The organism is Tsukamurella sp. DT100 (assembly GCF_049844855.1).
Classification (GTDB): domain Bacteria; phylum Actinomycetota; class Actinomycetes; order Mycobacteriales; family Mycobacteriaceae; genus Tsukamurella.
Window position 1 is genome coordinate 82320 of the sequence record NZ_JBNCLV010000006.1, and the last position, 23021, is coordinate 105340.

Consider the following 23021-nt stretch of genomic DNA (forward strand, 5'->3'; position numbering starts at 1 on the left):
CGCGCGGGGGCGCCGTGCCCGACACCGTCGGTACGATGCAAGCCGTGCCGACCGCCCCCGACCTCGCCGACTCCGGAGCCGCGACGGCACCGTCGTCCCTGCTCGACCGCACCCGCGACGTGTGGCTGCCGGTCGTCCTCTACCTCGCGATCCGCGGCATCGGCCTCGCGGTGCTCGCCCGGTTCGCGCAGCTCCGCAACCAGAACCTCGCCGATCTCCTGACGGCCTGGGACGGCAAGTGGATGATCGGCCTGGCCACCTACGGCTACAACGACATGCCGTGGCGGTTCGTGGACGCGCGGGGCGAGCACACTGCGGACACCGCCTACGCCTTCTTCCCCGGCTTCCCCATGCTGGTGCGGGCCGTGGCGCAGCTGCCCGGCTTCGACGCCTACCGCGCCGCCCTCACCGTCAACGTGATCCTGGGCTGCGTGGCCGCCGTCGCGGCCTACCGGCTGGGCCGGCTGTGCGTCGAGCACATGCCGAAGGTGCCCGTCCACCTCGCCGACCGGGCAGGACTCCTCACCACGGTGCTGTTCGCCGCGGCCCCGATGTCCATCGTGCTCACGATGGCGTACACGGAGGCGCTGTACTGCGCGCTGGCCGGCTGGGCCCTGGTGGGCGTGATGGAGCGCAAGTGGATCCTCGCCGGGATCTGCACGGCCCTGGCCGGCTTCTGCCGCCCCACGTCGGTGGTCCTGATCGGGGTGGTGGCGCTCGCGGCGCTCCTCGCGGTCCTCTCGTCCGGCGGTGCCGAACGCGTCAAGGCGGCGATCTGCGTGCTGCTCACGCCGCTGGGCTGGCTGACGTACCTGCTGGTCGTGGCGCACCACACCGGCAGCCTGACCGGCTGGTTCCGGATCCAGACGGAGGGCTGGGGCACCACCTTCGACCTGGGCGTGCAGACGTGGCAGTTCGTCAACTACACGCTGATCAACGGCTCGGACATCGCGGACCTGTCGGTCGTCGCGCTGCTCGCGGCGTCGATCGTGCTGATCGCGCTCGCGGTCCGCTCGAAGATGCCGTGGCCGATCACCCTGTACGGCGCCCTCGTCGTGATCTCGCTGCTCGGCTCGGGCGGCCTCATGATGTCGCGCCCGCGCCTGCTGCTGCCCGCCTTCGTGCTGCTGATCCCGATCGCCATCGCTCTGGCGAAGGCCTCGAAGCCGGCGCAGGTGTGGACCTGCGTCGGCGTCATCACCGTCACCTGCTGGTACGGCGCGCACATGGTGAGCGTGTACCCGCACGCCATGTAGGACGACGGGGCGGACGGCGCACCGTCGAACGCGACGGGGCCGGCCTCACGGCCGGGCGTACACCGCGGGCCGGCAGGGCCGAGCCCTGCCGGCGGCGGTGGAGGAAGAGGTCAGGCGCGCAGGCTGAGCGGACGGATGTCCGACCACGCCGACTCGATGTACTCGAGGCACTCCGCCCGGGAACGGCCGCCCTCGCCGAAGGCGACGGTCCAGCCGCGCGGGGCGTCGCGGAACGTGGGCCACAGCGAATGCTGGCCCTCGTCGTTCACCAGCACGAGGAACTCGCCGGACTCGTTGTCGAAGGGGTTGTTCATATTCGTTTCTCCTTGTTGGAGGGATGGTGGGTCGGTCGGTCTGTGGGCCGTCAGTGCTTCATGTACGCACGGGCGGCGAGGGGCACGATGATCACGATCATCGCGAGGGAGACGAGGGCCGAGTACGCGGTCGCGTGCTGCGCGGCCCAGTTGATGGGCTCGTCGACGACGGGCTTCGGGCTCAGGGGATTTCCGAAGGCCTCGCGCAGCGAGCGCGCCATCGAGGTCACGGGGTTCCAGGAGGCGATCGTGCGGAGCGGGCCCGGCAGGTCGCCGGAGGCGATGAACGCCGACGAGATGAAGGCCATCGGGAACATGACGATCATGCACAGCGCCTGCGCGGACTCCGGCGTCGAGACGGACAGGCCGATGAGGGCGCCCAGCCAGGACATCGCGAAACCGAAGAGGAACAGCACGGCCAGGGACACCACCGCGTCGACCCAGCTGCCCCGCATGCGCCAGCCGACCGCGAGGCCGACCAGCAGCATCACGGCCACGCTGATCACGTTGACCACGAGGTCGGACGTGGTGCGCCCCACCATGACCGCGAGGCGCGACATGGGCAGCGAGCTGAACCTGTCGATGATGCCGTTCTTCATGTCCGAGGCCACGCCGATCGCGGTGGGGCCCGAGCTGAACGCGACCGTCTGCACCAGGATGCCGGCGAGCAGGAACTCGCGGTACCGGTCGCCGCCCACCTCGCCGCCGAGCGCGGAGCCGAAGACGTAGCTGAACAGCAGCACGAACATGATCGGCTGCACCGTCGCGCCCAGCAGCAGCTGCGGGATCCGGACCAGCGTCGTCAGGTTGCGGCGGGTCATCACCGCGCAGTCGCTGAGGAATCCGCCCAGCGACGGCTCCCGCTCCCGCGGGAAGATGATCGCGGTCATGCGTTGTTCTCCTCGGTCTTGTTCGCGTCCTCGCCGGTGAGGGCGAAGAAGACGTCGTCCAGGGTGGCCTCGCGCAGCATCGCCGATTCGACGTAGACGCCGGCCTCCCGCAGGTCGTTGAGCACGGCGACGAGCTTGTGCTGGCCGTCGGCCACGCGGATCGCGCTGAGCCCGGAGGCCTCTCGGATCGCGGTGCCGTCGATGGCGTGCCGGGCCAGGATCGGCCAGGCGGTCACGCGGTCGCGCTCGCGCAGGCCGATCTGGATCAGGTCCGCCGCGGCGGCCGACTTCAGCTCCGGCACCGTGCCGGACCGGATGATCCGGCCCTGGTCGATGATCGTGACCAGGTCGGCCAGGATCTCGGCCTCGTCCAGGTACTGCGTGGTGAGCAGCACCGAGATGCCGTCCTCCTTGCTGAGCCGGGCGATCACGTCCCACACGTCCTTGCGGCTGCGCGGGTCGAGGCCGGTGGTCGGCTCGTCGAGCACCACCAGGCGCGGCCGGGCGATGATCGCCCCGGCCAGGTCGAGGCGCCGGCGCATGCCGCCCGAGTACGTGCCCGAGGCGCGATCGGCCGCGGCGGTGAGCCGGAACTGCTTGAGCAGCTCGTTCGCCCGGGCTTTCGCCGAGATCTTGTCGAAACCGTAGAGGCGGGCGAACATCTCGAGGTTCTCGCGACCGGTCAGGTTCTCGTCGACCGCCGAGTACTGACCCGAGAGGCCGATGATCGACCGGGCGCGGCGCGGATCGGCGAGGGCGTCGACACCGTCGATGGTCACGGAGCCCTCGGATGGCTTCATGAGCGTCGAGATGATCTTCACCGTGGTCGTCTTGCCGGCGCCGTTCGGGCCGAGCAGCGCGTGCACGCTGCCGGGCGCGATGTCGAGGTCGACGCCGTTGAGCGCGTACACCGCCTTCTTGCCGCGGCCGTACTTGCGGGCCAGGCCCCGGACGCTGACCAGCGGCTTCGTGTCGTCGAGGGTCTTGCTCTTCGACGTGACCACCGCGGTGTAGTTGCCGGTGAGGAAGACGTTCATGGTGCGGGCGACCTCGTCGATCGCCGGCGACGAGCCGAGCTGGTTGTGCGTCGCCTCGATGTCGTGCACCTGCACCAGGCCGGTCACGTACGGCCGCCACAGCTGCGGCACGAGGCCGCCCGTGGTCTGCTCCGTCGCGCGGAAGACCAGCATGTTGCCGTCGTACTCGCGGGGGCGGTGCGAGTAGCCCAGCGTCGTGTTGTGCCGGTAGTTCGCCAGCAACCGCTCCATCTGGCCGCGCGAGAGCTCGCGCGCCGGGCCGCCGGCCGACGCCAGCAGGTCCAGGGCGGCGTCGGTGCTCAGCTCCGCGTCGTCGTCCACGTCGAGGCCCACGAACTCGCGCAGCAGCGCCGCGATCGACATCTCTTCGCGCGGGCCGCGGTAGTCGCCCAGCGGGTAGGCGTCCATGAGGGCCAGGTTGACCTTCTCACCCAGTTCCCGCAGTTCGACGGCCATCTCGTGCGCGATGAGGCCGCCGAGGGACCAGCCGAGCAGGCTGTACGGCCCGTGCGGCCGGCTCGCGCGGATGTTGCGGACGTAGGTGCGCGCGAGCTCCCGGATCGAGTCGGCGGGCGGCATCGGGTACGAGATGCCGGGCGCCTGCAGGCCGATGATCGGGATGCTCGGGTCGAGCTCGCCCGACAGCCCGAGGTAGTTCCACGCGAGCCCGACGGCCGGGTGCACGCAGTACAGCGGCTCGACGCCCGGCGTGCCCGCGCGCAGCGGCAGGATCGGGTCGGTGATGGCGGTATCGGAATCCGCAGCCACGCCGGTGATCACGGCGGTGGTGGAGACCGGCGCCGGGGCGCCGGCGATCCGGGCCGCGATCGTGCCGACCTTGGCGTCCTCGAAGAACCAGCGGATGCTGGCGTCCTCGGCGTTGAACCGCTCGCGCAGCCGGTCGACGGCGATCGCGGCCTGCAGCGAGGTGCCGCCGACGGCGAAGAAGTCGTCGTCCATGCCGAGGGAGGCGACGCCGAGGACGTCGGAGAGGATCTCCGCGACGGCGCCCTCGAGGCTGGCCGCCGAGACCGCGCGCTGCTTGGCCGACGCGGCCCGCCCGACGGCCGCGAGCGGCGAGACCGGGGCCTCGTCGGCCTTCCCGCCGGACGCCGGGGCGCCGACGGGCGGCAGGGCCTTGACGTCGGTCTTCCCGTGCGCAGTGACCGGCACGCTGTCGATCTCCTGGAAGACCGCCGGGACCATGTGCCGCGGCAGGCGATCCCCGACCCACGATCGGAGGTCGCCCACGGTGACGGCACGCTCGGTCACGTAGTACGCGACCAGGCGGGCCGCGGCCTGCGCCTCGAGCGAGCCGTCGCCGCGGTCGACGACCACGACGGCCTGCCGCACGTCCGGGTGGCTCTCGATGGCCGTGGCCACCTCGCCCGGCTCCACTCGGAAGCCGCGGACCTTGAGCTGATCGTCGCTGCGGCCGACGAACTCGAGCACCGGCTCCCCGGAGTCGGAGGCGCGCCAGCGCACCAGATCGCCCGTGCGGTACATGCGCTTGTAGCCCTGCGCGTCGTTGTACGGGTTCGCGACGAACCGCGACGCGGTGAGCTCCGGTCGGTCCAGGTAGCCGAGCGCCACACCGGGTCCCGCGACGTAGAGCTCGCCGACGGTGCCGGGCGCCACCAGGTTGAGGCGCTCGTCGCAGATCATCAGCTGGGCGTCGGTGACGGCGCTGCCGATGCCCACGTTGTCGGGGTCGACGGCGCCCATGGTCGCGGCGATCGTCACCTCGGTCGGGCCGTAGGCGTTGATCAGGATGCGGCCGTTGGACCAGCGGCGCGCCAGCTCGGTCTGCAGCACGTCGCCGCCCACGCTGAGCGCCTCCAGCAGCGGCAGGTCACGATCGGGGATCGTGGCGAGCGCCGCCGGGGTGATGAAGGCGTGCGTGACCTCGTTCTCGGCGAGGAAGTCGCCGAGCGGCGAGCCGCCGTACAGCGTGACCGGCGCGATCACGAGCTCCGCGCGCGACCAGGTCGCGAGCAGCAGTTCGAGGATCGACGCGTCGAAGCTGGGCGAGGCGAAGTGGAGCACCCGGGCGCCGGCGCCGACGGCGTGCTGGCGGACCAGGGTGTCCGCCATGGCGGCGAGGCCGCGGTGCGGCACGACGACGCCCTTGGGCCTCCCCGTGGAGCCGGACGTGTAGATGACGTACGCGGGGTCGTCGACGCCCACCGGCGCGACCTCGGCCGGCGGGTGCTGGACCCGCGAGGACGTGAGGTCGACCGTGACCCAGTCGACCGTCTTCGGCAGACCGTCCACGACGTCACGGACCGCCAGGCCCACAGCGGGTTCGGCGTCCTCGAGGATGTAGCCGATCCGCTCCGTCGGGTAGTTCGGGTCGACGGGCAGGTACACGGCGCCGAGGCGGGCGACGGCCCAGAAGGCGACGACCGAGGCGGCGGACCGCGGGATCGACACCGCCACCCGGGTCGCGGTGCCCACGCCGAGCCCGGCGAGCCGGTTGGCGAGCGCCGACACGGCCGAGTCCAGCTCCGAGTAGGTGTAGTGGAGGTCGCCGTCGCGCAGCGCGGGGGCGCCCGGACGCTGCCGCACGGCCCGCGCCAGGATCTCCGCCATCGTGTGCGGCTCGATCGTGGTGGAAGCGCGCTGGAACAGCTCCTGCTCCTCCGGCAGCAGCACCGGGAGGTCGGCCACCGGGGTGTCCGGCGACGCGACGCCGGCGGTCACCAGCCGGGCGAGGCGGCCGACGATGCCCTCGGCCGTCCCCGGCCGGTACAGGTCGGTGCGGTAGCGCAGGTTGAACCGGAGCCCCTCCTCGACCTCCCGCACCTCGAAGGTGGCGTCGAAGGTCGTGGTGGCCGCGGCGAGCGGCAGCGGCTCCAGCTCGAACATGCCGCCGCCGTCGGAGGTGATGACGCTGAGCGGGTCGCCCAGGTTCTGGTGGCTCAGCACCACCTGGAAGACGGGGTGGCGGTCGCGGCTGCGCGGGGGCTGCAGCGCCTCGATGACCCGCTCGAACGGCGCGGTCGCGTGGACCAGGTCGTCGAGGTCGCCGCTGCGGATCCGGTCGACGAGGGCGTTGAAGCTCTCGGTGCCGGTCACGGCGGTGCGCAGCGCCACGGTGTTGACGAACATGCCGACCACGTCGCGCAGACGGCGGTCGGTGCGGCCGATCACCGGCGTGCCCACGACCACGTCGTCGGCGCCGTTGACGCGGTGCAGTAGGGCCGCGAGGCCCGCGTGCAGCACCATGAACATGGAGACGCCGCGCTTGCCGGCGAAGTCCGCCAGGGCGTCCCGCTCGGCCTTCGGCAGCACGATGGCGACCTCGCCGGCGTCGGTCGAGCCGATCGTCGGGCGCGGGCCGTCGGCCGGGAAGGAGCTCTCCTCGGGCACCCCCGCCAGGCGCTCCGCGAAGTAGTCCACCGCGCCGGCGTCCTTCTCCGCCTGGCCGCGCTGCCACACCGCGTAGTCCGCGTACTGCAGCGGCAGCTCGGTCCACTGCGGCTCGGCGCCGGTGCTGCGGGCCAGGTACGCGGCCATGAGGTCGCGGGTCAGCGGCACCACGGAGGCGCCGTCGGCGGCGATGTGGTGCACCGCGATCGCGAGGATCGAGCCCTTGCCGGTGGGCGCCGTCATGACGCGCAGCGGCACGTCGCGGTTGAGCGCGAAGGGCCGCGCCACGAACTCGGCGATCGCCGATTCCTGGCCGGCGACGTTGGAGGTGGCGGTGCCGAACTCGGCGGCGAAGTCGCGGACCTCGCGCGCATCGGCGGGCAGGATCTCCTGGTACGGGCCCTCACCGGAGGACGGGTACCGGGTGCGCAGGCTCTCGTGCCGCGCGAGCAGATCGCGCAGGGCGGCGTCGAGGACGGCCTTGTCGACGGGACGGCTCGCGAGGAAGGCCGCGCCGATGTTGTAGGTCGGGCCCGGATCGATCTTGTTCTGCAGCCACATCCGCTCCTGCGCGGACGACAGCGGCATGCGGTCGCCGCGCTGCACACGACGCAGGCCCTGGTCCTCGAGCGCGGACTCGTTGGCGATCCGGTCCGGATCGCCGGTGAGGGCGGTCGCGATGGCGGCGGGGGTGCGCAGGTCGAAGACGGTGCGCGCCTCGATCCCGTTGCCCAGCAGGCCCACCAGCTCGTTCGCGGACAGCGAGTTGCCGCCGAGGTCGAAGAAGTCGTCCTCGACGCCGATGGCATCGCTGCCGAGCACCTTGCGGAAGGCCTCGACGACGCGGCTCTCGCCCGGCGTGGTGGGCTTGGCCGCGGCGTTGCCGGTGCCGCCGAAGTAGGGCTCCGGGAGGGCGGCGTTGTCGAGCTTGCCGGTGCTGCCCATCGGCACCGAGGCGATGATCATCACCGCGGCGGGGACCATGAAGCCGGGCAGACGGGTCCGGACGTGGGCGCGGACCGCCGACGGGTCCACGTCGCCCTTGACGTACGCGACGAGGGCCGGCGCGCCGTCGGGACCGGGGCGCACCTGGGTGGAGACGAAGTCGACGCCGGGCATCGTGTCGATGGTCGCGTCGATCTCGCCGAGCTCGATGCGGATGCCGCGGATCTTCACCTGGAAGTCGTTGCGGCCCACGAAGTCGACGATCAACTGGCCGTTGTCGCTGCGGGTCCAGCGCACCACGTCGCCGGTGCGGTACATGCGGGCGCCGGGCTCGCCGTACGGGTTCGCGACGAACCGGGACGCGGTGAGCTGCGGGCGCCGGTGGTACCCGCGGGCCAGCTGCGGACCGGCCACGTAGAGCTCACCGGGCATGCCGACGGGCACGGGGCGCAGCTCGTCGTCGAGCACCATGAGTCCCTGGCCGCGGACGGGCGGGCCGATCGGCACGCGGCCGTCGCCGGACAGCGCGTCGGAGATCGCGGTCATGATGGTGGTCTCGGTGGGGCCGTAGCCGTTGTGCAGGCGGCGGCCGACGCTCCACTTCTTCGCCAGGCCGGGACCCAGCGCCTCGCCGCCGGCGAGGACGTGCGTCCACGACGGCACCGCGTCCTGGTTGACGGTGGCGAGCGTGGACGGCGTCAGGAAGCCGTGCGTCACGCCGTGATCGGCCACGATCTTCTCCAGCTCGCGGCCGCCGGTGGTGCCCGGGGGCACCACGACGAGCGGCGCGCCCACGCGGATCGCCATGAGGTGCTCGAGCACCGTCGCGTCGAAGGCCGTGGACGCGAAGGCCAGCACGCGGGTGTCGGCACCGGTCTGCAGGCGCACGTGCAGCTCCTCGGCGAAGTTGCCGAGGCCGCGGTGGGTGACCACGGTGCCCTTGGGCTGGCCGGTGGAACCGGAGGTGTAGATGACGTACGCCGCGTCGTCCAGGTTCGGGACGATCTGCGGGTCGTACCCGTCGCCGTCCAGGTTGTCCATCGCGACCCAGTTGACGCCCTCCACACCGGATCCGGAGGCGGTCACGCCCACGCGGGCGCGCACGTCGTTCGCGATGTAGTCGCGGCGGTCCTGCGGATACTTCGGGTCCACGGGTGCGACCGCGGCGCCGGCCAGGGTGATGCCCCAGAAGGCGGTGATGGACTCCGCCGAGCGCGGCAGGTCGGTGAGCACGGCCTCGCCCGGCCGCGAGCCCGCGGCGAGCACGGCCGCGGCCACCTTGCGGGCGTCGGCGTAGAGCTCGCGGTAGGTGAGCGTGCGCGGCCCGTCGACCACGGCGGGACGGTTCGCGTACGTGCGGGCGGCCTCGCGCATGAGCTGGCCGAGCGGGGTGTGGAAGTCAGCCTCCACGCCGCGCACCGGGGTGAGCTCGGCGAGCCGGTCCGCCGACATGATGGGGAGCTCGCCGATGGTGGTCTGCGGGTTCGGGCCCACCGCGGTGAGCACAGCGACGAGCGCGTCGAGGATCGACTCGGCCTGCTCGGCGCGGTACAGCTCCGAGGCGTAGCGCAACTCGATGGTGCCGTCGGCGCCGAGGGTGAACTCGAGGTCGAAGCGGGCGATCGGCACGTCGACGGGGACGACCTCGACGTCGACGCCGGCCATCGGGAAGTGCTGGGTGTCGAAGGGCCGCTGGTTGAGCATCACCTGGAAGATCGGGTGCCGGCCGGCGGCGCGCGGCGGATCGACGAGCTCGAGCACCGACTCGAAGGGCAGGTCCGAGTGGTCCAACGCGTCGAGGTCGCCGTGGCTGACGGCGGCCAGGTGCTGCGCGAAGGTGCGGTCGTTCGTGGTCCGGGTGCGCAGGGCGATCGAGTTCACGAACATGCCGACGAGGCCGTCGAGTTCGGCCTCGCCGCGTCCGGCGACTGCGGTACCGACCACCAGGTCGCTCTGCCCTGACAGGCGCGAGATCGCCGCCGCCAGGGCCGCGTGCACCACGATGAACGGCGTGGTGGTGTGGGCCCGGGCGAGGCCGGCCACACCGGCCCACACCTCGGGCGCGACGCGGGTGTCGATCGAGCGGGCCGCGGAGACGACGCCGCCGGAGCGCGGCACCGCGGCGGGCGGCACCGACTCGGCCGGCGGGTCCGCCAGCACGTCGGACCAGAACCGGTCGAGCGCCTGGCGCGGCGCCCCGGTGAGGCGGTGCTTGTAGGAGCGGGCGTGCTCGGTGTACGTGCGCGGCAGCGGCGGGAACTTCGGCGCCTTACCGCTGGTCCGCGACGCGTAGGCGGTGGCGAGATCGCCGGCCAGCGGCATCATCGACCAGCCGTCGGCGGCGATGTGGTGGATCACCAGCACCAGCACCTGGTGCCGGCCGTCGATGCGGTAGAGCCGCGCGCGGATCGGCACGTCGGCGGCCAGGTCGAAGGGCTCGCCGGCGTAGTCCGACGCGGCCGTCATCAGCTCGTCGAGCGCCACGGAGCGCTCGGTGAAGGGCACGAGGTTCGGGCCGGCGGGCAGCACCTGGACCTCGGGCTCGCCGGCGGTGGGGCCGTTGCGGTACACGGTGCGCAGCGGGGTGTGGCGCGCCACGACGTCGCCGAGGGCGACGCGCATGGCCGAGACGTCCACGTCGCCGCGCAGGTGCAGCGCGACCGGGATGTGGTACGAGCCATCGGGACTCACGCGGTTGCGGACCCACATCTGGTGCTGCGCGGGGAGCAGCTCGGCCGCCTCCTCGGGGTCCGACGGTGCCGCGAACTCGGGCTCCGGCTCGACGGTGGCGGCGGCCGCGCTCTCCGCTGCGGCGGCGATCGCCGCGGCGGGCACGGGGGCGCCGCCGATGGCGGCGGCGAGTCCCTCGACCGTGGGGTTGGCGAAGACCGTCGCCACGCTGACGCGGGTGCCGGTGGCGGAGCCGAGGCGCGCCGCGATGCGGGTGGCGGAGAGGGAGTTGCCGCCCAGGTCGAAGAGCGTGGTGGCGACGTTGAGGTCGATGCCCACACCCGGGATCACCTCGGCGAAGGCCGCCGCGACGAGCTTCTCGGCATCCGTCTGCGGTCCGCGGCCGGCGGACGCGTCCACGGCGGCGCGCTCGGGCTGCGGCAGCTGCTTGTGGTCGACCTTGCCGTTGACGGTGAGCGGGAACTCACCGAGGGCGATGATGTGCGCCGGGACCATGTAGGCCGGCAGCTCCGCGGAGATGCTCGCGGTGATCGCGTCCACGTCGGCGGTGCCGGTGACGTAGGTGACCAGCTCCGCGGTGGCGGTGTCGTCGCCGTGGACGACGGTGACGGCGCGCTCGGCGCCCGGTACCCGCATGACGGCGGCGTCGATCTCGCCGAGCTCGATGCGGAAGCCGCGCAGCTTCACCTGCGAGTCGACCCGGCCGAGGAACTCGAGCTCACCGTCGGAGTCCCACCGGACGAGGTCGCCGGAGCGGTACATGCGCGCACCGTCGGCCTCGAAGGGGTTGGCCACGAACCGCTCCGCGGTCAGGAGCGGGTTGCCGTGGTAGCCCCGGGCGATGCCCGGACCGGAGATGTACAGCTCGCCGGGGATGCCCGCGGGCGCCGGGCGGAGGTACGGGTCGAGGACGTACAGCCGGGTGCCCGGGATGGGGCCGCCCAGGCGGACGGGCTCGTCGCCCTGGAGCGCGCCCAGGGTGACGGCGATGGTGGTCTCGGTCGGTCCGTAGACGTTGACCAGGGTGCGCCCCTTGGCGGCCCACTTCTCGACGAGGGCCTGCGGCACGGTGTCGCCGCCCACGCCGAGCGAGGACAGCGCGGGCAGCTTCGCCGGGTCGAGCGTGGCGACGGCTGCGGGGGTGATGAAGCCGCCGTTCACCTCGCCCTGCGCGAGAACGTCTTCCAGCTCCTCGCCGCCGTAGACGTCCGGCGGCACCACGACGAGCGCCGAGGCGCTCTCGACGGCCATGAGCAGCTCGAGGACCGAGGCGTCGAAGCCGGGAGAGACGAAGTGCATCACGCGCGAGCCGTCGGCGAGGCCGTGCGAGCGGACCAACTCGGCGGCGAGGCTCGACAGGCCGGCGTGGGTCACGCTGACGCCCTTCGGCCGCCCCGTGGAGCCGGAGGTGAAGATCAGGTAGGCGGGGTTCGCGAGGTCGATCGCGGGCCAATCGGCCTCGCTGGCACCGGCGTTCGCTCCCGGTCCCCACACGCGCGCGAGGTCCGCGGGCGTGAGGGTCGCGACGGGGGCAGCGGCGGAGGCGATGTGCGAGGCGCGCTCGGCGGGCAGCTTGGGGTCGATCGGCACGAAGGCGGCGCCGGTCTTGGCGACGGCCCAGACGGCGATCACGGACTCGAGCGAGCGCGGGATGCGCAGCGCCACGCGCTCTTCGGGGGCGGCGCCGACGGTCATCAGGTAGCGCGCGAGGCGGTCGCTGTACTGGTCCAACTCGCCGTAGGTGATGCTGCGGTCACCGTCGACCACGGCGATCCGGTCGGGGTGCGCGGCGGCGGAGCGGCGCAGCAGCGCGGGCATCGGGACGGACGGCCCGGCGGCAGCGGGTGCGCCCGCGGCGGCGCCGGCGAAGCGGGTCCACTCGGCGGCCTCGGCATCGGTGACGACGTCGAGCGCGGAGAGGGGCGTCCCGCCCGGCGCGGCGGCGAAGCGCTCGAGGTACTCCATGAAGCGCTCGAAGTGCGCGTCCAGGTCCGCCACGGAGTGGGCGGCCGGGTTGGCCTCCATGTCGATCCGCAGGGCGCCCTGCTCGGACTCGTAGACGGTGACGGCCACGTCCTCGGCCGGGCCGGAGGTGAGCAGGTTCAGGGTGCCGGCGGCCTCGCCCAGCGTGATCGCCGAGGAGAACATCATGATGTTGATCGTGTCGCCGAACGTGGAGCCGACCACGCCCTCGCGCAGCGTGGGCGCCTCCATCCGGGCCGCGGGGTAGAGCTGGTGCCGCAGGCCGTTGCGCAGGTCCAGGCCGGTGCCGTCGATGATGTCGGAGACGGTGGCGCCGACGCCCGCGCGGACGGGCACGGGCAGCACGTTGGCCGTCATGCCGGTCGAGCCCCGGAGCGCGGCGGTGGTGCGGGCGGCCACGGGCACCGAGACCGAGATCTCCTCGCGGCCCGAGACGGCGGCCACGTAGGCGCCGAAGGCGGCGATCACCAGGCCGGTGCGGTTGGTGCCCAGCCGCTCCGCCGCGGCCTCGAGGCGGGCGCCCGCCTCGGCGCTGGGGACGCCGTTGCGGCGTCGGTTCAGGCTCGACGGTGCCGCCACGACGCGGCTCAGGCCCGCCGCCTCGGGAAGAGTCGTGACGACCCCTGCCCAATACTCGGCGTCGCCGTCCGCGCGCGCAGAGGCGAAGTACTTCTCCTCCGCGGTGACGAAGCCCTCGGGGGCGAGCGGAGCGGGCTTGAGGGGCGGGACGTCGGCGCCGGTGGCGCGGGCCGTGTACAGCTCGGCGACGCGGCGCTGGAGGATCGAGGCGCCGTAGCCGTCGATGACCGCGTGGTGCGCGCGGGCGTACCAGAGCCAGCGGCCCTCGGAGACGCTGATCAGGCGGTTGATGATCAGCTCGTCGGTCGCGAGATCGATGGGGCGCGAGTACTCCGCGCGCATCCACGCGACGGCGGCGTCGATCCGCTGGTCCTCGGGCAGGTCCGCCAGGCCGAGGTCGATGACCTGCGCGGCGCTGTCGATGCTGCGATCGATCCACTGCACCGGGGCGCCGGACTCGTCGACCTCGATGCGGACGTACGGGGAGAGGAACTCGTCGCTGGCCTCGCGGGTCGCGGCGCGCATGGTCTCGACGTCGAACGGACCGCTGATGTCGACGTACTGCGCGACCGTGTAGGCGACGTCCGGAGACATCTGCTGGCCGAGCCACATTCCGTACTGGGCTCCGGTCAGGGAGTGCACCGCGTGGTCCACCAAGCTCTCCTCTACATCACGAGCGCAACGCAGAACGGTTGCAATCGCAGAATTGTAGGGACGCTGTGCTTGAAATTGCAACATCTTCAACCAGGATTCCCGTGAGCGAAGGTCACAGAAACACCGCAGGTGGCGATGGTCGTGCTCAACAAGATTCACCGACAGGCCGCCATCCAGCGGATTTGCGACCCGCAAGGCCGGGTTGCTCAGCTTCGAATGTGCTATATCGAATTCTGAGGGCCACTTCTTCATCGGGATTTCATGGAAACGTGTTCTAGATCACAGCGAAATGCCCGATTTCAGGGCGGGGTTTCCTGACACCGTTCCCGGACCGTCCCCCACGGCGGGTACCCGAGCCGCACGACGGTGCGCTACATTCGAGACGTGCAGTGGCGCGCTCTTCTCCTCGGTTGCCGCGGCGGGGTCTGATCCAGACCGGCTCCCCGTCGCGGGTTGAGCCGTGCAGTCGCGGCAGCGCCGGTCGAGTCCTCCCGGCCCCCTCGCGGCCGAACCGTCCCTGCCCTTCGCAGGGGTGAACCCGAGAAAGTAACCTCGACCCATGAGTCCTGCAGCCGATTCCTACACCTCCGGCGTTTCGAAGATCACCGCTCCCGCCGGCCCCCGCAACCCGGGCCAGCCCGCGTGGAACCAGCAGCGCGGAAGCGCCATGCCCGCCCACCGCTACCGCTCCTTCGGCGACGAGGTCGAGCACGTCGAGCTCCCCGATCGCACCTGGCCCGACAAGGTCGCCACCACCGCCCCGCTGTGGTGCGCCGTGGACCTGCGCGACGGCAACCAGGCCCTCATCGATCCCATGAGCCCGGCCCGTAAGCGCCGCATGTTCGACCTGCTCGTCCGCATGGGCTACAAGGAGATCGAGGTCGGCTTCCCGTCCGCCAGCCAGACCGATTTCGACTTCGTCCGCGAGATCATCGAGGACGGCGCCATCCCGGACGACGTCACGATCCAGGTGCTGGTGCAGTGCCGTGACGAGCTGATCGAGCGCACCTTCGAGGCGTGCCAGGGTGCGAAGAACGTGATCGTGCACTTCTACAACTCGACCTCGGTGCTGCAGCGCCGCGTGGTCTTCCGCGCCGACAAGGCCGCGATCAAGAAGATCGCCACCGACGCCGCACACAAGGTGCTCGAGGAGGAGAAGAAGTACCCGGACACCGCCTGGCGCTACGAGTACTCCCCCGAGTCCTACACGGGCACCGAGCTCTCTTTCGCGAAGGAGGTGTGCGACGCGGTCACCGAGATCATCGCGCCCACGCCCGAGAAGCCGATCATCCTGAACCTGCCCGCCACCGTCGAGATGGCCACGCCGAACGTCTACGCCGACTCGATCGAGTGGATGAGCCGCAACCTGGCGCGTCGCGAGAGCGTCATCCTGTCGCTGCACCCGCACAACGACCGCGGTGAGGGCGTGGCCGCCGCCGAGCTGGGCTACCTGGCGGGCGCGGACCGGATCGAGGGCTGCCTGTTCGGCAACGGCGAGCGCACCGGCAACGTCTGCCTGGTCACGCTGGGCCTGAACCTGTACAGCCGCGGCATCGACCCGCAGATCACGTTCTCGGACATCGACGAGATCCGGCGCACCGTCGAGTACTGCAACCAGCTGCCGGTGCCCGAGCGGCACCCCTACGGCGGCGACCTGGTGTACACCGCGTTCTCCGGCAGCCACCAGGACGCGATCAACAAGGGCCTCGATCAGATGAAGATCGACGCCGACGACGCCGACAAGGACGTCGACGACATCCTGTGGCAGGTGCCCTACCTGCCGATCGACCCCAAGGACGTGGGCCGCAACTATGAGGCCGTGATCCGCGTCAACAGCCAGTCGGGCAAGGGCGGCGTCGCGTACATCATGAAGGCCGACCACGGCCTGCAGCTGCCGCGGCGCCTGCAGATCGAGTTCAGCCAGTCGGTGCAGAAGATCACCGACGGCGAGGGCGGCGAGGTCACGCCCAAGGAGATGTGGGACGTCTTCGCCGGCGAGTACATCGATCCGATCCTGCCGCTGGAGCGCATGCGCCAGAAGGTGACCGCCTCCGAGGTCGACGGCGGCGTCGACCGCATCGACGCCGTGGTCAAGGTCGACGGCAAGGAGCAGGAGATCTCGGGCGAGGGCAACGGCCCGCTCGCGGCCTTCGTCGACGCGATCGGCACCGTCGGCTTCGAGGTCCGGGTCCTGGATTACAGCGAGCACGCGCTCTCCGCGGGCGACGACGCGCAGGCCGCCGCCTACGTCGAGGCGATCGTCCGCGTCGGCGACGAGGACCGCACCGTCTGGGGCGTGGGCATCGCCCCGTCGATCACCACCGCCTCGCTGCGCGCCGTCGTCTCCGCGGTCAACCGCGCGAACGGCAGCCGCCGCACCGCACAGGAGGCCAGCGGCGAGGCCTCGACGCGGACCTGGGCGCCGTAACCTCCCGGTGCGGACCGTCCGCAAACGCCTGATCATCACGGCGGCCGTGCTCCTGTGCACGGCCGCCGTGCTGTACGGCCTACTGCAGGTGAGCAAGTCGCGTTCGTTCCAGTTCTTCGGCGACCTCGTCGACCGCGTGGACACCACGGAGCCCGTCGTGGCGCTGACCTTCGACGACGCGCCGACGAACGCCACCGCGGAGGTGCTCGAGACGCTCGGACGCTATGACGTGAAGGGAACGTTCTACGCGCTGGGGTCCGAGCTCGAGCGCCACCCGGACCTCGGACGCCGCATCGTGGCGGAGGGCCACGAGCTGGGCAACCACACTTTCAGTCACCGGCGGATGGTGGGGACCAACGAGACGCCCGGCTTCGTGCGGGCCGAACTCGACCGCACGGACGCGGCGATCCGGGCCACCGGGTACGACGGTCCGATCACGTTCCGCCCTCCGTACGGCAAGAAGCTGTTCGTCCTCCCGTGGGAGCTGTCCCGGCGCGGCGTAACGACGGTCACCTGGGACGTGGAGCCCGATACCCTCCATGCCGGGGACGCCGACGGCATCGAGCGCTACACCGTCGAGCGGACACGGCCCGGCTCGATCGTGCTGCTGCACCCCTTCTGCGCGGACGAATGCCGAGCCGACCGCGAGGCACTGCCCCGGATCATCGAGCGACTGCGCGCGGACGGCTTCCGCTTCGTCACCGTCCGCGAACTGCTCGCCCTGCGCTGATCACCGGGTTCGCGCGCGGGTGCGGACCGCCAGGGCCGCGGCGGCGATGACGGCCAGGCCGCCGAGCACCGTCGACCAGCCGATCGGCTCGCCGAGCAGGAGCGCCGCCCAGGCGATCCCGAAGACGGGCTGTACCAGCTGGACCTGGCTCACGGTGGCCATCGGGCCGATCGCGAGCCCGCGGTACCAGGCGAAGAAGCCGACGAACATGCTGACCAGGCCGAGGTACGCGAAGGACCACCACGCGGGCGCCGTGCCGCTCACGCCATCGCGGGCGCCGAAGGCGGTGAGCGCCAGCATGACCGGCGCCGCCACGACGAGGGCCCACGAGATCGTCTGCCATGCGCCGAGTTCGCGGGCGAGCAGGCCGCCCTCCGCGTAGCCGATCGCGGCCGCGATCACCGCGCCGAACAGCAGCAGATCGGACAGGCGCAGCGTGCCGATCCCGCCTCCCTGCACCACGGCGAAGGCCACGGCGCACGCCGCCCCCACGGCCGCCGCCAGCCAGAAGGCCGACGGCGGCCGCTCCCCCGTACGCCACACGGCGGCGACCGCGGTCGCAGCCGGCAGCACGGCGATGACGACGGCGCCGTGCGACGCCGACGAGGTCGTGAGAGCGAACGAGGTGAGCACCGGGAAGCCGATCACCACGCCGAGCGCGACGACCCCCACGCGGACCCACTGCCGCCCGCGCGGGAGCGCCTGGCGCGTCACGCCCAGCGCGATCGCGGCCAGTAGGGCGGCGATCACGGCGCGCCCCGCGCCGACGAACAGGGGCGGGAGGCCACCGTCAGACACCGCGACGCGGGTGAACGGCACCGTGAAGGAGAAGGCCAGAACCCCGAGCAAGCCCCACAGCAGCCCGGACCGGGCCGGGCCCGACGGCGGTATCACTGCCGCGCGCTCGAGAGTAGCGCTATCATAGCATTTCATGTCCAACGATAGCAGTGCCGTGCGGCTGACGACAGCGCTGCGGGCCTGGATCGCCGCCGCCCCGCCCGGGGCCAAGCTGCCGTCGACCCGCGCACTGGTCGCCGAGCACGGAGTCAGCCCCGTCACCGTCCAGCAGGCGCTGCGCACCCTCGCGGCCTCGGGAGCGATCGAAACACGGCCCGGGATAGGCACGTTCGCGCGGGTGGAGCGCGCCGCCCGCCCCGTCGACCTCGGCTGGCAGACGGCGGCGCTCGGAGCCGCGGGCCGCCGAACCCCCGCTGCGCCCACGGCCCTGCAACCCTCGGACGGCGACGCCATCGGCCTGCACTCGGGATATCCCGCACGCGAACTGCTACCCGAGCGGCTCGTGCGCCCGGCGCTTGCCCGCGCCTCGCGGAGCGAGGCGCTGTTGGGGCGTCCGCCGGTCGCCGGGCTCCCTGAACTGCGATCCTGGTTCGCCGCGGAGCTCGCCGCGCTCACGTCCGCCGGGGTCGGCCCCGTCGGTGCGCGCGACGTGGTGGTGACCCCGGGGAGCCAGGGCGCGCTACTCACCGCGTTCCGCGCCCTCGTGGGCGCGGGCCGACCCCTCGTCATGGAATCGCCGACCTACTGGGGCGCGATCCTGGCGGCGGAGCAGGCCGGCGTCGACGTCGTGCCGGTGCCGAGCGGACCGTCGGGCCCGGATCCCGACGTCGTGCGGCGCGTCCTCGCCGAGACCGGGGCGCGGGCCTTCTACGCGCAGCCGCGATTCGCGAGCCCGACGGGGGCCGTCTGGGACACCGAGCGGGCCACCGCGATCCTCGACGCCGTCCGCGACGCCGACGCCTTCCTCATCGAGGACGACTACGCGCGGGACTTCGGGATCGATGTCGAGCCGGTCCCGATCGCGACCCGGGACGATGCCGGTCACGTGGTCTACATCCGCTCGCTGAGCAAGAGCGTGGCCCCCGCGGTGCGGGTCGCCGCCGTCATCGCGCGCGGTCCGGCGCGGGACCGGATCCTCGCCGACACGCAGGCGGACGCGATGTACGTGAGCGGAGTGCTGCAGGCCGTCGCGCTCGACGTGGTGACCGCACCGGCCTGGCGCACCCACCTGCGCCGGCTCGGCCGCCAGCTGGGCGAGCGGCGCGATCTGCTCCTGCGCTCGCTGCACGAACACGCTCCCGCGGTGGCCGTGGACGCGGTGCCGCGCGGCGGCCTCGCCCTGTGGGCGCGGCTGCCCGGCGACGTGGATCTCGGCGCGGTGGTCGACCGCTGCCGACGGGGCGGCCTCGTCGTCGGGCCCGGCGACGAGTGGTTCCCCGCGGAACCGACGGGCAATCACCTGCGCCTCGCCTACGCCGGGCCGCAGCCGGAACGATTCCCGGAGGCGGCGCGGATCCTTCAGGCCGCGATCACACGGTAGGCGTGAAGGCCTCGAACCACACCCGCTCGCGTGGGACGCCGGCGCCCTCGAGTTGCGCGGCCGCGCCGGTCATGAACGGCAGCGGGCCGCAGAGGTAGGCATGGGCGTCGGGCGGGATGGGGAGGCCACTCAGATCGATCCGGCCGCGGGACTCCGCTTCGCCCAATGGGTACCCGTCGGGCAGCGCGTCGTACCAGGTGTGCAGCGCGGCGCCCGGAATGCGGCCGACGAGCTCCTTCAGCTCGGTCCGGTGCGCGTGGGTCGCCCGGGTGCGATCGGCATGTGCCACGATCACCCGGCGCGCGCCGCCCTCCTCCGCGAGGTGGTGGAGCATGCCGAGGACCGGGGTGATCCCGATGCCCGCCGAGGCGAGCACCAGCGGGGTGGCGGGGTCGCTGTCGAGCACGATGTCGCCGAAGGGCGGCGAGACCTGCAGGCGTGCCCCTTCGAACGCGTAGTCGTGGAGGTACGACGAGACCGCGCCGTCGCGCCGCACGCCGATCCGCCACCGGCCTTCGCCCGCGCCGGACAGGCTGTACTGCCGGATCTGGCGCGCGCCGTCGGGCAGCCGGGTAGCGACCGAGATGTACTGCCCGGGAAGGAAGTCCGGCAGCGCATCGCCGGACGGGTCGGCGAGCACGAAGGCGACGGTGTGCGGGGTCTCCTGGCGACGCTCGTCCACCACCACCGTGCGCCACACCGTCTCGGGGCTCACCCCGGCCGCACCGTAGAGCCCCTTCTCGAGGGTGATCAGCTCGTCGGCGAGCTGCCAGTAGAGCGCGCTCCACGCCTCCGCCACCGCGGGCGTGACGGCGTCCCCGAGCACCTGCGCGATCGCCGCGAACAGGTGCTCGTGGACGACCGGGTACTGCGCCGGGGCCACTCCCAGCGAGGCGTGCTTGTTCGCGACCCGCTCGAGCATCGACCGCGCGGAGAGCTCGTCGTCGATGACGGCGGTGGCGTACATCGCGATCGACGCGGCCAGCGAGCGTTGCTGGGCACCCACCGCCTGGTTGCCGCGGTTGAACAGGTCGCGCTCCAGGTCGGGGTGCGCCTCGAACAGGCGGCGGTAGAAGATCGGCGTGATCTCGTCGATCGCGGCGCCCACGGCGGGCAGGGAGTCGCGGACGACGGCGATCTGGGCTTCGGTGAGCATGGGCATCGATCCTCGGGCAGCAGGAGTGTTCTACTACGACGTTATGTAGTAGTTCCTTGTCGCCGCCAGGGACGGATGTCCCGAGGATCCGGGACGTCTACCGCTTGAGGCCGTGCCTGCGGGCGACGATGCTGGAGACCACCTCGACCGGGACCAGACGCTTGAGCAGGAAGACGAGGGGCGCGTTGCTGCCCACCGCGTAGAACTCGCGCGGCTTGTCGGACTCGATCGCCTTCACGATCACCTCCGCGACCTGCGCCGGCGTGATGCCCGCCCGCTCGTTGGCGTCGAGGTTCTCGATCATGGTGTCGAAGTCGGCGCGGTACACGGAGTCGTCGGCGACGTACTTGGTGCGCCGCTCGCCGATCCCCGTGGCGATGGAGCCCGGCTCCACGGTCGAGACCCGCACGCCGAAGGGCGAGAGCTCCTGCCGTGCCGCCGAGGCGAAGCCCTTGAGCGCGGCCTTGGCCGCGACGTAGGACCCGCGGTAGGCGAGCGGGAAGCTGGCGAGCATCGAGCCCACCATGATCACGCGGCCGTATCCGCGCTCGCGCATCGCGGGCAGCAGCCGCTGGGTGAGCTGCACGGCGCCGAAGACGTTCGTCTGGAAGAGCCGGTCGACCGCGTCCGCGGGGAGCTCCTCGAGCGGCCCGGACTGGCTCTCGCCCGCATTGTTCACGACGATGTCGACGGTGCCCGCGGCCGCGGCACACGCGGCCACCGAGTCGCGGTCGGCGAGGTCGAGAGCCAGGTACTCGACGCCGGGGATCCGCTTGTCGGCGGGAATCGCCTCCGGGTTGCGGCTGGTACCGAGGACCCGGTAGCCCTTCTGCGCCAGCAGCTTCGCCGTCTCGTAGCCGATGCCGGAGGTGGCTCCGGTCACCAGTGCCGTACGTCCGCTCATGCCCGTGTACCTCCGGTTCGATCGCTCGTCGCGAGGGCCGCGGCGCGGCCCGCCGTCATGCCCGAGAAGATGCATCCGCCGAGGAATGTACCCTCCAGCGCGTTGTAGCCGTGCACACCGCCGCCGCCGAACCCGGCGACCTCACCGGCGGCGTACAGGCCCGGGACGGGCGCACCGTCGGACCCGAGGACGCGCGCGGAGAGGTCCGTCTCGAGCCCGCCGAGGGTCTTGCGGGACAGGATGTTCAGGCGGACGGCGATGAGCGGCCCGTGCGCCGGGTCGAGGATCCGGTGCGGCTTGGCGACGCGCACCACCTTGTCGCCCAGGTAGTTCCGGGCGTTGTGCATCGCCTGGAGCTGGGCGTCCTTGCTGAAGGCGTTGGCCGTCTCGCGGTCGCGCGCCTCGATCTGGGTGCGCAGGTGCTCGATGTCGACGTGCCCGCCGCGGCCGATCCGGTTCATGCCCGCGACCAACTCCTCGAGGGTGTCCGCGACGATGAAGTCCTCGCCGTGCTGCTTGAAGGCCTCGACGGGGCCGGGGGCGCCCTTCGACTTCACCCGCCCCAGTGCGAGTTTGATGTCCTTCTCGGTGATGTCCGGGTTCTGCTCGGAGCCGGAGAGGGCGAACTCCTTCTCGATGATCGTCTGGGTGAGCACGAACCACGAGTAGTCGTAGCCGGTCCCGAGGATCGCCTTCATCGTCGAGTTGGTGTCGAAGCCGGGGAAGTCCGGGGCCCCGAAGCGGTTGCCGTTCGCGTCGAACCACAAGGACGACGGTCCGGGGATGATGCGGATCGCGTGGTCGGGCCAGATCGGGTCCCAGTTGTGGATGCCCTCGGTGTAGGCCCACACGCGGTCGCGGTTGACGATGTTCCCGCCCGCCGCCTCGGAGATCGCGAGCATGCGGCCGTCGACGTGCGCGGGCACGCCGGCGATCATGTGCTGCGGGAACGGGCCGAGTCGCTCGGTGGGCCAGTACTTCTCCATGAGCTCGAAATTGTGGCCGATTCCGCCGGAGGTCACGAGCACCGTCGGTGCGCGGAACTCGAACTCGCCAAAGGTCTCCCGGCCGCTCGCGACGCCGCGGTCCAGGTCGGTGGGCTCGAGCACCGCGCCGCGGACGCCGACGACGGCACCGTCGGCGGTGAGGAGCTCGTCGACGCGGTGCCGGAAGGCGAAGCGCACCAGTCCCTGCGCCTCCGCGCGCTCGACGGGCTCGCGGAAGACGCGGACCACCTCGGGGCCCGTTCCCCACGTGAGGTGGAAGCGGGGGACCGAGTTGCCGTGGCCGTCGGCGGCGCCGCCGCCCCGCTCGGCCCAGCCGACGACGGGCGTGAAGCCGAGGCCGAGGCGTCGGAGGTAGTCGCGCTTGCGGTGCGTCGCGAACTCGACGTAGGCGCGGGCCCACTGCCGGGGCCAATGATCCTCATCCTCGCGGTCGAAGCCGGCCGAACCCGTCCAGTCCTGCCACGCCAGCTCGAAGGAGTCCTTGATGCCGAGGCGCCGCTGCTCGGGCGAGTCCACCAGGAACAGGCCGCCCAGGCTCCAGAACGCCTGGCCGCCCAGGTTGTTGCGGTTCTCCTGGTCGAGCACCAGCACGCGGCGCCCGGCCCGGCTCAGCTCGTACGCGGCCACCAGGCCCGCAAGTCCGGCGCCGACGACGATCGCATCCGGCTCGAACCCTGCGACCTGCGATCGTTCCTCGCTCACGCCGCCTCCTCGTCCATAAATAGACTGATTGTTCT

11 protein-coding genes are annotated in these 23021 nt (G+C 72.0%); 4 read left to right on the top strand and 7 right to left on the bottom strand.

Annotated elements, in window-relative coordinates:
* Positions 1-35: 35 nt before the first annotated feature.
* Positions 36-1256, top strand: coding sequence for a mannosyltransferase family protein (locus ACLQ3K_RS15670; RefSeq protein WP_426000585.1), 1221 nt, complete (start codon positions 36-38; stop codon positions 1254-1256).
* Positions 1257-1366: 110 nt separating this feature from the next.
* Here ACLQ3K_RS15670 and ACLQ3K_RS15675 read toward each other — a convergent pair whose 3' ends face one another.
* The 3 genes from ACLQ3K_RS15675 to ACLQ3K_RS15685 are packed head-to-tail and all read right to left on the bottom strand — an operon-like array spanning position 1367 to position 13721.
* The gene (locus ACLQ3K_RS15675; RefSeq protein ID WP_224648152.1) at positions 1367-1570 is read right to left on the bottom strand and encodes an MbtH family protein; all 204 of its coding nucleotides are present in this window, start codon (positions 1568-1570) and stop codon (positions 1367-1369) included.
* 50 nt (positions 1571-1620) lie between these two features.
* Positions 1621-2460, bottom strand: a complete 840-nt coding sequence (locus ACLQ3K_RS15680) for an ABC transporter permease (RefSeq protein WP_336670796.1) — start codon at positions 2458-2460, stop codon at positions 1621-1623.
* Positions 2457-13721 (bottom strand): amino acid adenylation domain-containing protein, encoded by an 11265-nt coding sequence (locus ACLQ3K_RS15685; protein ID WP_426000588.1) that lies wholly within the window; start codon positions 13719-13721, stop codon positions 2457-2459. Before ACLQ3K_RS15685 ends, ACLQ3K_RS15680 begins: the two co-directional genes overlap by 4 nt.
* A 559-nt stretch (positions 13722-14280) precedes the next feature.
* On the opposite strand from ACLQ3K_RS15685, the gene leuA reads away from it, so the two are divergent.
* Together leuA and ACLQ3K_RS15695 are read left to right on the top strand one after the other, a co-directional pair.
* Complete coding sequence (gene leuA, locus ACLQ3K_RS15690) at positions 14281-16149, top strand: 2-isopropylmalate synthase (protein WP_224650693.1); 1869 nt, start codon at positions 14281-14283, stop codon at positions 16147-16149.
* Positions 16150-16156: 7 nt separating this feature from the next.
* On the top strand, positions 16157-16879 hold the full coding sequence (locus ACLQ3K_RS15695) for a polysaccharide deacetylase family protein (protein WP_224650695.1): 723 nt from the start codon (positions 16157-16159) through the stop codon (positions 16877-16879).
* Here ACLQ3K_RS15695 and ACLQ3K_RS15700 read toward each other — a convergent pair whose 3' ends face one another.
* Positions 16880-17770, bottom strand: a complete 891-nt coding sequence (locus ACLQ3K_RS15700; protein WP_426000882.1) for a DMT family transporter — start codon at positions 17768-17770, stop codon at positions 16880-16882.
* 40 nt (positions 17771-17810) lie between these two features.
* On the opposite strand from ACLQ3K_RS15700, the gene ACLQ3K_RS15705 reads away from it, so the two are divergent.
* On the top strand, positions 17811-19217 hold the full coding sequence (locus ACLQ3K_RS15705) for a PLP-dependent aminotransferase family protein (protein WP_426000591.1): 1407 nt from the start codon (positions 17811-17813) through the stop codon (positions 19215-19217).
* On the opposite strand, the gene ACLQ3K_RS15710 is transcribed toward ACLQ3K_RS15705, so the two are convergent.
* The 3 genes from ACLQ3K_RS15710 to ACLQ3K_RS15720 all read right to left on the bottom strand — a co-directional run bounded on the left by ACLQ3K_RS15710 (position 19207) and on the right by ACLQ3K_RS15720 (position 22986).
* The gene (locus ACLQ3K_RS15710; RefSeq protein ID WP_426000593.1) at positions 19207-20373 is read right to left on the bottom strand and encodes a globin domain-containing protein; all 1167 of its coding nucleotides are present in this window, start codon (positions 20371-20373) and stop codon (positions 19207-19209) included. The two genes, ACLQ3K_RS15705 and ACLQ3K_RS15710, sit on opposite strands and share 11 nt — an antisense overlap.
* 97 nt (positions 20374-20470) lie before the next feature.
* Positions 20471-21277: an SDR family oxidoreductase gene (locus tag ACLQ3K_RS15715; RefSeq protein WP_224650704.1), complete on the bottom strand. Its 807-nt coding sequence runs from the start codon at positions 21275-21277 to the stop codon at positions 20471-20473.
* Complete coding sequence (locus ACLQ3K_RS15720; RefSeq protein ID WP_426000596.1) at positions 21274-22986, bottom strand: FAD-binding dehydrogenase; 1713 nt, start codon at positions 22984-22986, stop codon at positions 21274-21276. The genes ACLQ3K_RS15715 and ACLQ3K_RS15720 overlap by 4 nt, the downstream gene beginning before the upstream one ends.
* Between the last annotated feature and the right edge of the window lie 35 nt (positions 22987-23021).

Excerpts from the sequence above, each read along its gene's own strand:
- ACLQ3K_RS15670 (WP_426000585.1), top strand. The coding sequence starts at position 36 with ATGCAAGCCGTGCCGACCGCCCCCGACCTCGCCGACTCCGGAGCCGCG.
- ACLQ3K_RS15675 (WP_224648152.1), bottom strand. The coding sequence starts at position 1,570 with ATGAACAACCCCTTCGACAACGAGTCCGGCGAGTTCCTCGTGCTGGTG.
- ACLQ3K_RS15680 (WP_336670796.1), bottom strand. The coding sequence starts at position 2,460 with ATGACCGCGATCATCTTCCCGCGGGAGCGGGAGCCGTCGCTGGGCGGA.
- leuA (WP_224650693.1), top strand. The coding sequence starts at position 14,281 with ATGAGTCCTGCAGCCGATTCCTACACCTCCGGCGTTTCGAAGATCACC.
- ACLQ3K_RS15705 (WP_426000591.1), top strand. The coding sequence starts at position 17,811 with ATGTCCAACGATAGCAGTGCCGTGCGGCTGACGACAGCGCTGCGGGCC.
- ACLQ3K_RS15710 (WP_426000593.1), bottom strand. The coding sequence starts at position 20,373 with ATGCTCACCGAAGCCCAGATCGCCGTCGTCCGCGACTCCCTGCCCGCC.
- ACLQ3K_RS15715 (WP_224650704.1), bottom strand. The coding sequence starts at position 21,277 with ATGAGCGGACGTACGGCACTGGTGACCGGAGCCACCTCCGGCATCGGC.